The sequence below is a fragment of the Pseudomonas duriflava genome (genome assembly GCF_007830155.1).
Taxonomy (GTDB): Bacteria; Pseudomonadota; Gammaproteobacteria; order Pseudomonadales; family Pseudomonadaceae; genus Chryseomonas; species Chryseomonas duriflava.
The window spans coordinates 36,962-49,740 of sequence record NZ_VLKY01000014.1 but is presented as its reverse complement, the minus strand read 5'-3'; the positions used below and the strand labels follow the sequence as shown (position 1 = coordinate 49,740).

Below are 12,779 nucleotides of genomic sequence, written 5' to 3'. Positions count from 1 at the left end.
CCGCTCATTCAAACCAATGAGCGCGAGCAGCCATGATCAACTTGCCGGCACGCTCTTCGGTCATGCCTTTGATATCGAGCAGGTCGTCAATCGACTGCTCGGCTAGATCTTCACGATTGGCAACGCCTTTCTTAGCGAGCTCAAGCGCGAGTTCTTCTGTCATGCCTTCGAGACCCAGCAAATCTTCGGCTGGCTGTTGATCAGCCAGCTGTTCTTCCGTCGCGATGGCACGCGTCAATAGGCGATCCTTAGCCCGATTTCGCAGCTCATTAACGATATCTTCATCGAAACCATCAATATTGAGCATTTCTTCCATGGGGACATAGGCGATCTCTTCTAATGAAGTGAAGCCTTCTTCAACCAATACTTGGGCCAATTCCTCATCGACGTCCAGTTCGTTAATGAACTGCTGAAGGATACCGCCCGTTTCGGCTTGTTGCTTGGCCATGATGTCTTCTTCAGTCATCACATTTAGCGTCCAGCCAGTCAGCTGACTTGCCAAGCGTACATTTTGCCCGCTGCGTCCAATGGCTTGAGCCAGATTGTCAGCTGCTACGGCAATATCCATAGTATGTGTATCTTCATCGACAATAATCGAAGCCACTTCAGCAGGAGCCATGGCATTGATTACGAACTGAGCAGGATTGTCATCCCACAGTACGATATCTACCCGCTCGCCCCCTAGCTCTCCGGAAACAGCCTGGACACGGGAGCCCCGCATGCCAATGCAAGCGCCCTGAGGGTCAATGCGCTTATCCTTGGAACGCACGGCAATCTTGGCTCGAGAACCTGGATCTCGGGCGGCTGCCATAACATCGATTAACTGCTCGGCTATTTCAGGCACTTCAATACGGAAAAGTTCAATTAACATTTCCGGAGCCGTACGTGACAAAACTAATTGAGGCCCACGATTTTCCGTACGAATTTCCTTAAGTAAGGCACGCACCCGAACGCCAACCCGAAAGTTCTCCCGCGGGATAATTTGGTCACGAGCTAACAGGGCTTCGGCGTTATTGCCTAAATCTACAATAACATTATCACGTGTGACCTTTTTTACAGTCCCAGAAATGATTTCACCTACCTTTTCACGATAAGCATCAACGATCTGGGCACGCTCCGCTTCGCGAACTTTCTGCACAATCACTTGCTTGGCAGTTTGAGCAGCGATACGACCGAACTCTATCGACTCTATTTTTTCTTCGATTATGTCGCCTATTTTGGCATCTGACTTAATCTCCTGCGCCTCGTCTAGCGTCAGGTTCGCAGCAGGATTATCGAAGTCTTCATCTTTGACTACCTTCCAGCACCGAAACGTTTCGTAGCTGCCATTGTGGCGATTAATTGCCACACGTAACTCTACATCTTCCTCGAAACGTTTTTTAGTAGCAGTAGCCAAGGCCAATTCCAATGCCTCAAAAATCACGCCGGGCGGAACGCCTTTTTCGTTAGAAACGGATTCCACTACCAGTAGAACTTCTTTACTCATCGTACGCCTCGCCTGTCGCAATCCTTTGGGATCCGCGGATTTGCGCTTTACTCAAATCGGGGAATGACATTGGCCTTGTCGATTAACTCGATGGGCAGCAAATATTCATGATCGTCAACTTGAACGATTACATCTTGCTCCTCTACACCGCGCAACAGGCCTTGAAAATTGCGGCGCCCTTCATAGGGCGACCGAAGCTTTACCTTGACCACTTCTCCGGCAAACGCAGCGAACTGCTCAAGGGTAAAAAGTGGTCGATCCATACCTGGAGAAGAAACCTCAAGTGTATATTCACCTGGTATCGGATCTTCTACATCCAAAACACCACTTACTTGACGACTGACTTTTTCACAGTCTTCAACCAGGATGCCATTGATATGATCGATATAGACTCTGAGCAGTGAATGCCGGCCCTGAGAAATGTACTCGACGCCCCAGCATTGATAGCCAAGCGCTTCGATGACGGGGGCCAGCATGACTTGCAACTGTTCTAGCTTGCTCGACACCTGGTTGCCTCACGCATGCTATGCAAATAAAAAATGGGCGATAACGCCCATCCCTTGTGGCTACCGCAAGAACGCGTAGCCAGACTGTTTAGCTAATAAAAAGCCCCTATAAAGGGGCTATTTATTAACTGGTTGCGGGGGCTGGATTTGAACCAACGACCTTCGGGTTATGAGCCCGACGAGCTACCAGACTGCTCCACCCCGCTTCAAAACTGAGCATAATTATACGAAAACCAGAACAAATGGTCAATCGACTTACGCTCAAGACACCCTTTATGATGTCTAAATTTGGTGCCGAAGATGGGACTCGAACCCATACAGCCGTTGGCCACTACCCCCTCAAGATAGCGTGTCTACCAATTCCACCACTTCGGCAAAAACTTACTATCAACGCAAACTTACTTCTGAGTACCTGGCACATCACCTTGGGTATTACTACCCGAAGATTGCTGCGTCATTGGTACATCATCACTAACAACAGGCTTTTTAACTTCTGGACTTTGAATAGCCGCTGGACTAGGAAGCCCAACATCACTCATACCTGAAGCCTGCTCTTTAGCAAAATAAGCTAAACCAACACTAGTCGCAAAAAAAACCGCGGCCAGTATAGCAGTAAAACGACTCAAAAAGGTAGCAGAACCTTGGCTTCCAAATACCGTACCAGAGGCACCCGAACCAAAAGAAGCACCAGCGTCCGCACCTTTACCTTGCTGCAGCAGAACCAGCACAACCAGCCCTAACGCTACCAGCAAATGTACGACAACTACCAGAGTTTCTACCATTATTTACATCCAGCAGCACGACAAATCGTGCTGAACTCATCTGCATTCAGGGAGGCCCCACCCACTAGCCCACCATCTATATCTGGCATACCGAAAAGCTCAGCCGCATTAGTAGCTTTTACACTGCCACCATACAAAATTCTGATTTCTTCAGCCAGATCCTTGCTATAACCAGATAGCAATGCACGAATCTCAGCATGCACCGCCTGCGCCTCATCCGGAGTCGCAGTCAGCCCCGTACCTATCGCCCAAACCGGCTCATAAGCCACAACAGCCGACACTAAACTTTGCACGCCCAAGGCATCGATTACAGCACCAAGCTGCTCTCTAACAACCTCAAACGTTTCCCCCGCCTCTCGCTGCTCACGTGTTTCACCCACACACAAAACCGGGATCATCTGAGCACTTTGAGCAGAAACAAACTTATCACAAATCACCTGATCACTCTCACCTAACACCAAGCGGCGCTCAGAGTGACCCACCAACACGTACTTACACTCTAAATCACGCAACTGGCTTGCGGAAACCTCACCAGTCAACGCTCCCTGACCTGGCTGGATAGCACAATCTTGCGCACCGACCTTTATATCGCTTCTCGACAACGCACCGACAACACGCTCAACATGAATAAAAGGCGGAAAAACTGCAACCTCTACATCATCCGGCAAATCGGCCTTGTTTAGGCCATCGACTAGCTCAACTATGTCAGCACGTAAACCGTGCATCTTCCAGTTACCAGCAACCAAAGGTTTGCGCATGCTAATGCCTCAGGGAGCGAAGTGGGCACAGATATTATCCAAGACGAAAAAGATTGGCAAGTAAAATCAAGCACATACTTCAGCTACTAATTTTGCCAGCGACTCTGCATATCCCTTAACCTGCCGCTCATCGTCCCCCTCAACCATAATGCGCACCAACGGCTCAGTACCTGATTTTCGCAAAAGCACACGCCCTTTACCGGCCATATGCTGCGTCACTTCAGAACAGGCTGCTTGAATATCAGAATGTCCAAGCGGATCAACATCTCCAGAATAACGGACATTAATCAATACTTGAGGGTATTTCCGCAAAGACTTACGAGCTTCTGCAAGCTTTTGCCCAGAGCGCTTAAGCGCCATTAATACCTGCAAGGCAGAAATAATGGCATCCCCTGTGGTGGTAAATTGCTTACAGACGATATGACCTGAGTTCTCTCCGCCCAATGACCAATTACGCTCCTGTAATTCAGCCATAACATATCGATCCCCCACTTTGGCTCGCACAAACGGCACCTTAAGATCAGCCAAGGCCAATTCAAGGCCAAGGTTACTCATCTGGGTACCGACCACCCCACCCTCCAGACACCCACACTGCTTTAGATCTTTAGCAATAAGGAAAAGTAACTCATCACCATCTACCACAGCTCCCGTGTGATCAACCATTAACACACGATCACCATCACCATCAAAGGCAATTCCAAGGTCCGCGTGGCGATCCCGAACTGTTTTTTGAAGAGCGTTTAGATGGGTAGAGCCGCTATCTTTATTAATATTCAAACCATCAGGCTGCACACCTATAGAAAAGACATCCGCCCCCAGCTCACGAAAGACACTTGGAGCAATTTTATAAGTAGCGCCATGAGCACAATCAAGAACTATCCGCAGACCAGCAAGGCTCGTTCCCGCCGGAACGCTGCTTTTACAAAACTCAATGTAACGCCCTGCAGCATCATTAATGCGAGAGACCTTTCCGATACGAGCCGAGTCGACTACTGTCATTGGATCGTCAAGCAACTCCTCAATCATCAACTCAATCTCATCAGGAAGCTTTTTCCCAGCACCCGAAAAGAATTTAATACCATTATCGTAATAGGGATTATGCGAAGCACTAATTACGATACCGGCATTAGCCTGAAAGGTACGCGTTAGATAAGCAATGCCAGGCGTAGGCATAGGTCCAAGCAACATAACATCAGCCCCTGCCGCCGATAGGCCAGCCTCAAGAGCAGACTCGAACATGTAACCTGAGTTACGCGTATCCTTACCCACCAAAACCCGACAAACACCTTGGCTACGAAAGGCAATGCCAGCCGCCCAGCCGAGCTTCAGCATGAAGTCTGGCGTAATAGGAGACTCCCCGACACGACCGCGAATGCCATCGGTACCAAAGTACTTTCTACTCATTCTTATTTGCCTGCTTTATGCCTGCTCTACTGCAGAAATCATTTTGACAATATCAACTGTTTGAGCCACGTCATGCACTCGAATAATGCTGGCACCTTTCACAAGGGCCAATGCAGCCAAGGCCAGACTGCCATACAGGCGTTCATCTACCGGCTTTGCCAATACTTCGCCAATCATGCTTTTGCGTGAAACACCTATTAGGAGAGGAAAGCCCAGCGTTATAAGCTCGGACAGTCGCTTAAACAGCGTTAGGTTATGCTCTAAGGTCTTTGCAAAACCAAATCCAGGATCAAGAACGATTTGAGATTTAGCAATACCAGCAACCTCGCAGGCTTGGATTCTTTCACGCAGAAAACCTACAACCCCCTCAACTACATCATCATAGCGAGGATCCTTTTGCATTGTCTGCGGCTCACCCTGCATATGCATCAGGCAGACAGGCAAACCGCTTTGCGCTGCAGCCTCAAGAGCCCCTGATCTACGCAGGGCACGCACATCATTGATCAGCCCAGCCCCAGCTCTTGCACTTTCCTTTATAACCTCAGGCGCAGAGGTATCCACAGAAATAACGACGTCAATTCTGCGCGCAATCGCCTCTACGACAGGAATGACTCGCTCCAACTCTTGACTAACACTGACAGGAGGAGCACCTGGACGCGTAGATTCGCCACCTACATCAATTAAAGTAGCACCTGCTTTTGCCATAGCATCCGCATGCCACAGAGACGCATCAAGAGAATTGAAGCGGCCACCGTCAGAAAAGGAATCAGGAGTTACATTAAGAATCCCCATAACATGGGGCTTTTTAAGGTCAAGTACCCGGTTACCACATGATAACCGGGCCTCAATAGAGCTTAAACTCATTGCAGATTAATGCTCGCCAGCAGGCCCACCGATGGGAGCCTCCGGACGGCTGTTATCACCTTGTGTACCCGCACTAGCATCAGTTGGCCCAGAACCCCCTTGCCAATCACGCGGTTCACGAGGGATACGCCCCGACATGATGTCATTAATCTGATCCGAGTCGATCGTCTCATACTTCATGAGCGCATCTGCCATCATTTCAAGCTTGTCCCGATTTTCGTCGAGCAAACGCTTTGCCGTACTGTAACAGTCATTAATAATACGGCGAATTTCTAAATCAATTTCTTTTGCAGTCTCACCAGACATGCTACCGCTACCGCCTCCAGCACCACGACCCAAGAAGCTCTCGCTTTCTTCTTCGCCGTAAAGCAAAGGCCCTAGTTTTTCTGATAAGCCCCACTTAGTTACCATGTTTCGGGCCAGTTGCGTTGCACGCATGATGTCGTTTGAAGCTCCTGTCGTGACCCCCTCAAAACCAAGGGTCATTTCCTCAGCAATTCGACCACCAAACAAGGAACAAATTTGACTTTCCAAGGCTCGCTTGGACAAGCTATAGCGATCTTCCTCAGGCAAGAACATGGTAACGCCCAGCGCACGGCCACGAGGAATAATCGATACCTTATAGACAGGATCATGCTCAGGCACCAACCGCCCTACGATAGCGTGACCAGCCTCATGATAAGCGGTGTTTCGCTTTTCTTTTTCTGACATGACCATGGTTTTACGCTCAGCACCCATCATGATCTTGTCTTTTGCCAACTCAAACTCACGCATATCAACAGTGCGCTTATTAGATCTTGCAGCAAACAAAGAAGCTTCATTGACTAAGTTTGCAAGATCAGCACCGGAGAACCCTGGAGTACCACGGGCAATGACGCCTGCATCGACACGCTCCCCCATTGGCACTTTACGCATATGTACCTTGAGGATCTGCTCGCGGCCACGAATGTCGGGAAGCCCTACAACTACTTGCCGATCGAATCGTCCAGGACGTAATAATGCTGGATCCAGCACATCTGGGCGGTTAGTAGCTGCGATGACGATGATGCCATCGTTCATCTCAAAACCGTCCATCTCAACGAGCAACTGGTTTAGTGTCTGCTCACGTTCATCATGCCCGCCACCCATGCCAGCACCACGATGGCGACCGACCGCGTCAATTTCGTCAATAAAGATGATGCAAGGCGCATGTTTTTTGGCCTGATCAAACATGTCACGTACGCGGCTAGCGCCTACACCAACAAACATCTCAACAAAATCAGATCCGGAAATAGTAAAGAAAGGCACTTTGGCTTCACCGGCAACAGCTTTAGCCAACAGCGTCTTACCTGTACCAGGCGGCCCAACCATCAGAACACCACGCGGAATACGTCCGCCGAGGCGCTGAAACTTGCCAGGGTCACGCAAAAATTCAACTAGCTCGGTAACTTCTTCTTTTGCCTCATCGCAACCTGCCACGTCAGCAAAAGTAGTTCTAACTTGATCCTCAGACAGCAATCTAGCTTTACTCTTACCAAAACTCATAGGGCCACCGCGGCCGCCAGCGCCCCCCTGCATCTGGCGCATGAAGAACATGAACACCGCGATGATTACTAGAATGGGAAAGCTAGCTACAAGCAGTTGAGTCCAAATGCTCTGCTGCTCGGGCAATTTGCCTTCAATCGTCACGTTATTATTGACCAAGTCACCGATCAAACCATTGTCCTGTATCGCAGGACGAACAGTCTTGAAGGTATCGCCACCACGATGCTTACCCGTGATAACGTAGCCATCTACAGTAACGCGCTCTACCTGACCATCCTTGACCTGCTGGATAAAGTCGGAATAGTTGAGCGTTTGCGGCTCGTTTGGGCTGGAGAAATTATTCATCACCGTGACCAGCACCGCCGCGATGATGAGCCACAGAATTAGATTCTTTGCCATATCGTTCAATTGACTACCCTCTGAGCCGGTTTCGCCTCGGAACCGTTAATATCGAAACCGGCTATTGACCGGTAAGTTACTACACTACGCTAGCGCTGGGCAGCGGCCGTCTGTAACGCTTTATGAGACGCATCCTATCATCTTCACTTTAACTGAGACTTTAGAAACAGTCTGCTGTTGCATACCCATTGCACGTGACCTTTAAAGCCTCATGCCAGTGAATACATTTCCTCTATCAGCCTCACTAAGCAAAGGGCTTGAGCATGTTTACTTTATACCGAAGTTTTCACGCTCCAGCTTCAGATAGCTATCGAACCCTTCACTTTTGAAATACTTCGATCAAAAAATTGCCACCAAGACGAAGTACACATCGAAGGAAATCCCAGTGTTAGCTCACATCAATATATGGCTTTCGGTTGTTCACAATACTTGAGTCCCACATATTGGGGCCATGTCGAAAATCACAAGGCCTAAGGGAGCCCATCTATCGCCTTGAGAGCTTGCGCAAAACAGAATCGTAAGTAAGACCTCCCTGAATAAAATTGACATCGGGAATGGTATTCATAGCTAGAATATCCGAAGCAATAATGCGCCTTTTTAGCAATTACTCGGCTGACAACCTGTCATTTACTAGTCATCAGTTGCTTGGCGCTCCTCAGGTCAGGATCTATAACAGTCATTCTCGGACGCAACAAGCAACCCTTTTCCTACCTCCCGAGCAGTTTGCAGCTCAAGCCAAAGCAATAGATATTTTTGCACTAGATTCAGATAAGGGTTATCGAAATACTTATTTAACCAACAACGCTAGGCTTTAGATCAAGCCTCTCCTACCTCGTCTCGTTTTCCTGGGCGGCGCCTACTTGCTCGGGTAAACTAGGTGCCTTTTCCCTGGGGTTCAATTATGACGCTCAATCAAGAGCAGAAAAAGCGATTCAAATCTATCGGCCACCATTTAAAGCCTGTATTAATTGTAGGTGAAAATGGCCTTAATGAAGGTGTACAGGCAGAACTTGAGCGGGCACTGAATGATCACGAGCTAATAAAAGTCAAGTTCAATTTGGCTGAGCGCGAGGATCGCCGCAAGCTCATGGATGAAATGTGCCAGGCTGCAAAATGCGAACTAGTCCAAACCATTGGGAAAATGGCTCTCGTTTACCGCAAAGCAGCTCAACAAAACCGCTCGTTATCGAATGTTGTCCGTTACAGCCTTTAATGCTTATTCTATTAGGATATGTGTATATGAAAGGCGTTACGGCGAAAACCTCAAATGCTCTGATTTAGTCAATTACACAATGTAACTGAAAGGGCGCAGCAGCTTGGCGCGCCCTCTCATCAACGTCGTCAACTAGACGTGACGAACTTCAACGATTTCGTATTCAACATCACCGCTTGGTGTTTTCACTGTCACGGCATCACCTTCCTCTTTACCAATCAAGGCTCGAGCAATAGGCGAACTAACGGATAGTTTTCCTGCCTTAATATCAGCCTCATCATCACCTACGATCTGATAGACAACTGACTCATCCGTCTCGACATTGGCTATCTCGACAGTCGTCCCGAAAATTACTTTTCCAGTATGAGGAATGGCCGTCACATCAATAATTTGGGCGTTAGATAAACGTCCCTCTATATCTCGAATACGCGCCTCAACCATACCCTGCTGCTCACGTGCAGCATGGTATTCAGCGTTTTCCTTAAGATCACCAAGCTCACGCGCTTCCGCAATAGCCTGGGTTATTTGCGGACGCAATTCGGTTTTGAGGTGCTTCAGCTCCTCTTCCAGGGCGCGTGCGCCCTGGACCGTCATAGGGTATTTATTCATGCCTGAATTCCCGCATGTAGATCTTGAAGTCGACGTACGGTTTTTTCCGCACCAAACTTCAAAGCTTCACAAATTGCCTGCCCTCCTGCAAGGGTAGTTGTGCAGCAAATCTTGTGCTGCAAGGCATTGCGTCGAATCGAATAGGAGTCTGCAATTGACTGACGCCCTTCAGTAGTATTTATAATTAAAGTGATTTCATCATTTTTGATCATATCAACTACGTGGGGACGTCCTTCAGTCACCTTATTCACACGGCGCACTGGAAGACCTGCCGCCTCAACTATACGCGCTGTACCCGCTGTGGCTACGACTTCGAATCCTAAATTAATCAAATCACGAGCGACATCAGCCACAAAAGGCTTGTCATCGTCGCGCACGCTAATAAAGGCACAGCCGCCGGTTGGCAGTATCTCACTGGCGCCTAATTGCGACTTGGAGAACGCCTCAGCAAAGCTATCACCCACCCCCATGACTTCGCCGGTCGACTTCATTTCAGGGCCAAGTATAGGGTCAACGCCTGGGAATTTAGCGAAGGGGAATACCGCTTCCTTGACGCTGAAGTAAGGCGGAATGATTTCCTTAGTAAACCCGATCTCTTCGAGCGTTTTCCCAGCCATGATGCGTGCGGCGACCTTAGCCAAGGACACGCCAATACACTTAGATACAAAGGGCACTGTACGCGATGCACGAGGATTTACTTCAAGAACGTAAACATCCTCACCTTGCAGGGCCAACTGCACGTTCATTAAGCCGACCACGCCTAACTCAAGCGCCATCTTACGGATCTGCTCACGCATTTCATCTTGAATATGAGCAGGCAGCGAGTACGGCGGCAAGGAGCATGCAGAATCTCCCGAATGTATACCGGCCTGTTCGATATGCTGCATGATGGCGCCAATCACTACATCCTTACCATCACACACCGCATCAGCATCGACCTCAATAGCGCAATTGAGGAAATGATCAAGCAAGACCGGGCTATCGTTAGAAACCTGTACGGCCTCACGCATATAGCGCTTAAGCTCGTCCTCTTCATAAACAATTTCCATCGCACGCCCACCCAGCACATAAGAGGGACGTACGACCAAGGGATAGCCAATCCGCTTAGCACCTGCAATGGCCTCCTCTTCGCTACGTGCCGTAGCGTTTGGCGGCTGCCGCAGATTTAGACGCTCGATCATTTGCTGGAACCGCTCACGGTCTTCAGCACGGTCGATAGCATCTGGACTTGTACCAATAATAGGTACACCCGCCTCTTCCAGCGCACGCGCCAGCTTCAAAGGTGTCTGGCCACCGAACTGAACGATAACGCCCTTCGGCTTCTCGACACGCACGATTTCTAGAACATCTTCTAGAGTAACCGGCTCGAAATACAGACGGTCCGAGGTGTCATAGTCAGTTGAAACGGTTTCGGGGTTACAGTTGACCATGATGGTTTCATAACCATCCTCGCGCATAGCCAAAGCGGCATGTACACAGCAATAGTCGAACTCAATACCTTGGCCGATTCTATTAGGGCCACCCCCAATAACCATGATTTTGTCACGGTCCGATGGGTTGGCCTCACACTCTTCCTCGTACGTTGAATACATGTAAGCGGTATCGGTCGCAAATTCGGCCGCACAGGTATCAACACGTTTGTAAACAGGCAGAACATCCAACTTGTAACGGTGACGACGCAAGCTCTTCTCGGTTACACCGAGCAGCTTGGCCAAACGCGCGTCAGAAAAGCCTTTACGCTTGAGCTTCCACATCAGGTTACGGTCAATATCGGCCAAACCCAAAGTTTTAACTTTTTCTTCATCCTTTATAAGGTCTTCGATCTGCACCAGAAACCATGGATCAATCTTGGTAAGCTCGAATACGCGCTCTACTGTTAGACCGCGACGGAAGGCATCGCCCACATACCAAATTCGCTCGGCTCCCGGCACAGTCAGCTCACGCTTAAGAATACTGTCCGCTTCAGGATTTTCTGGATCCAGCTTGGGATCAAAACCATTTACGCCTACTTCCAGACCACGCAGTGCCTTCTGAACTGACTCCTGGAATGTCCGGCCAATGGCCATTACTTCCCCTACCGACTTCATCTGGGTGGTAAGACGGGCATCAGCCTTTGGAAACTTTTCAAAGGCAAAACGTGGGATCTTAGTAACTACATAGTCAATAGCAGGCTCGAACGATGCTGGTGTACGACCACCTGTAATGTCGTTTTGCAGCTCATCCAGCGTATAACCTACAGCCAACTTGGCGGCGATTTTAGCAATCGGGAATCCTGTTGCCTTAGAAGCCAGAGCTGAAGAGCGGCTGACTCGCGGATTCATCTCGATAACAACCATACGCCCTGTGTTCGGGCAAATTCCGAACTGGACATTCGAACCACCCGTCTCGACACCAATCTCACGCAGCACCGCCAGTGAGGCGTTACGCATGATTTGATATTCCTTATCAGTTAGCGTTTGTGCAGGAGCGACGGTAATCGAGTCACCGGTATGAACGCCCATGGGGTCGAAGTTTTCAATTGAGCAAACGATAATGCAGTTGTCCTTCTTATCCCGGACCACTTCCATCTCGTACTCTTTCCAGCCTATCAAGGACTCATCAATCAGCAGTTCTTTGGTCGGAGAAAGATCCAAGCCGCGCAGACAGATTTCTTCAAACTCTTCACGGTTATAAGCAATACCGCCGCCACTACCACCCATGGTGAACGAGGGGCGGATGATGCAGGGGAAGCCGACCATCTCCAGCACGCTGTATGCTTCTTCCATGCTATGAGCAATACCGGAGCGAGGACATGCCAGACCGATATCACGCATGGCCTTATCAAAGCGCGAGCGATCTTCAGCCTTATCGATAGTGTCAGCGTTGGCGCCAATCATTTCGACACCAAATTTTTCCAGCACCCCGTGGCGCTCCAAATCAAGCGCGCAGTTCAATGCGGTTTGGCCGCCCATGGTGGGCAACAGCGCATCGGGGCGCTCCTTTTCGATGATTTTGGCAACCGTAGCCCACTTAATAGGCTCGATATAGGTCGCATCCGCCATCGCTGGGTCAGTCATGATGGTCGCCGGATTGGAGTTCACCAAAATGACACGGAAGCCCTCTTCTCGCAGGGCCTTACAGGCCTGGGCACCGGAGTAATCGAATTCGCAGGCCTGGCCGATGACGATGGGGCCGGCACCGAGGATCAGGATGCTCTTTATGTCTGTACGCTTGGGCATGGGATTCTCGTTGCAG

At 49.4% G+C, this 12,779-nt stretch carries 10 protein-coding genes and 2 tRNA genes; 1 reads left to right on the top strand and 11 read right to left on the bottom strand.

Annotated elements, in window-relative coordinates; all coding sequences use genetic code 11:
• Positions 1–4 precede the first annotated feature (4 nt).
• From nusA to ftsH, 9 genes are all read right to left on the bottom strand, one after another.
• Positions 5–1,486, bottom strand: coding sequence for a transcription termination factor NusA (gene nusA, locus IQ22_RS18360; RefSeq protein ID WP_145144683.1), 1,482 nt, complete (start codon positions 1,484–1,486; stop codon positions 5–7).
• Positions 1,487–1,533: 47 nt separating this feature from the next.
• Positions 1,534–1,992, bottom strand: a complete 459-nt coding sequence (rimP, locus tag IQ22_RS18355) for a ribosome maturation factor RimP (RefSeq protein ID WP_145144682.1) — start codon at positions 1,990–1,992, stop codon at positions 1,534–1,536.
• Positions 1,993–2,121: 129 nt separating this feature from the next.
• A tRNA-Met gene (locus IQ22_RS18350) sits at positions 2,122–2,198 on the bottom strand.
• Positions 2,199–2,281: 83 nt separating this feature from the next.
• A tRNA-Leu gene (locus tag IQ22_RS18345) sits at positions 2,282–2,367 on the bottom strand.
• Positions 2,368–2,390: 23 nt separating this feature from the next.
• Positions 2,391–2,774 carry a preprotein translocase subunit SecG gene (secG, locus tag IQ22_RS18340; protein WP_145144680.1) on the bottom strand — a complete coding sequence of 128 codons (384 nt, stop codon included), beginning with the start codon at positions 2,772–2,774 and terminating at the stop codon, positions 2,391–2,393.
• Entirely contained in the window at positions 2,774–3,532 is a 759-nt protein-coding gene (tpiA, locus tag IQ22_RS18335; RefSeq protein ID WP_145144678.1) for a triose-phosphate isomerase, read from the bottom strand. Before tpiA ends, secG begins: the two co-directional genes overlap by 1 nt.
• Positions 3,533–3,598: 66 nt before the next feature.
• The gene (gene glmM / locus IQ22_RS18330; protein WP_145144677.1) at positions 3,599–4,936 is read right to left on the bottom strand and encodes a phosphoglucosamine mutase; all 1,338 of its coding nucleotides are present in this window, start codon (positions 4,934–4,936) and stop codon (positions 3,599–3,601) included.
• 15 nt (positions 4,937–4,951) lie between these two features.
• Positions 4,952–5,800 carry a dihydropteroate synthase gene (gene folP, locus IQ22_RS18325; RefSeq protein WP_145144675.1) on the bottom strand — a complete coding sequence of 283 codons (849 nt, stop codon included), beginning with the start codon at positions 5,798–5,800 and terminating at the stop codon, positions 4,952–4,954.
• Positions 5,801–5,806: 6 nt separating this feature from the next.
• Positions 5,807–7,723 (bottom strand): ATP-dependent zinc metalloprotease FtsH, encoded by a 1,917-nt coding sequence (gene ftsH, locus IQ22_RS18320; protein ID WP_145144760.1) that lies wholly within the window; start codon positions 7,721–7,723, stop codon positions 5,807–5,809.
• Positions 7,724–8,624: 901 nt separating this feature from the next.
• Here ftsH and yhbY point away from each other — a divergent pair.
• Positions 8,625–8,936: a ribosome assembly RNA-binding protein YhbY gene (gene yhbY, locus IQ22_RS18315; RefSeq protein ID WP_145144673.1), complete on the top strand. Its 312-nt coding sequence runs from the start codon at positions 8,625–8,627 to the stop codon at positions 8,934–8,936.
• A gap of 132 nt (positions 8,937–9,068) precedes the next feature.
• On the opposite strand, the gene greA is transcribed toward yhbY, so the two are convergent.
• Both greA and carB read right to left on the bottom strand, forming a co-directional pair.
• Positions 9,069–9,545: a transcription elongation factor GreA gene (gene greA / locus IQ22_RS18310; protein ID WP_145144671.1), complete on the bottom strand. Its 477-nt coding sequence runs from the start codon at positions 9,543–9,545 to the stop codon at positions 9,069–9,071.
• The gene (carB, locus tag IQ22_RS18305) at positions 9,542–12,763 is read right to left on the bottom strand and encodes a carbamoyl-phosphate synthase large subunit (protein ID WP_145144669.1); all 3,222 of its coding nucleotides are present in this window, start codon (positions 12,761–12,763) and stop codon (positions 9,542–9,544) included. Before carB ends, greA begins: the two co-directional genes overlap by 4 nt.
• Positions 12,764–12,779 lie beyond the last annotated feature (16 nt).

What these genes read in the sequence shown, in the direction of transcription:
- nusA (WP_145144683.1), bottom strand. Translation starts at nt 1,486, where the DNA reads ATGAGTAAAGAAGTTCTACTGGTAGTGGAATCCGTTTCTAACGAAAAA.
- secG (WP_145144680.1), bottom strand. Translation starts at nt 2,774, where the DNA reads ATGGTAGAAACTCTGGTAGTTGTCGTACATTTGCTGGTAGCGTTAGGG.
- tpiA (WP_145144678.1), bottom strand. Translation starts at nt 3,532, where the DNA reads ATGCGCAAACCTTTGGTTGCTGGTAACTGGAAGATGCACGGTTTACGT.
- glmM (WP_145144677.1), bottom strand. Translation starts at nt 4,936, where the DNA reads ATGAGTAGAAAGTACTTTGGTACCGATGGCATTCGCGGTCGTGTCGGG.
- folP (WP_145144675.1), bottom strand. Translation starts at nt 5,800, where the DNA reads ATGAGTTTAAGCTCTATTGAGGCCCGGTTATCATGTGGTAACCGGGTA.
- ftsH (WP_145144760.1), bottom strand. Translation starts at nt 7,723, where the DNA reads ATGGCAAAGAATCTAATTCTGTGGCTCATCATCGCGGCGGTGCTGGTC.
- yhbY (WP_145144673.1), top strand. Translation starts at nt 8,625, where the DNA reads ATGACGCTCAATCAAGAGCAGAAAAAGCGATTCAAATCTATCGGCCAC.
- greA (WP_145144671.1), bottom strand. Translation starts at nt 9,545, where the DNA reads ATGAATAAATACCCTATGACGGTCCAGGGCGCACGCGCCCTGGAAGAG.
- carB (WP_145144669.1), bottom strand. Translation starts at nt 12,763, where the DNA reads ATGCCCAAGCGTACAGACATAAAGAGCATCCTGATCCTCGGTGCCGGC.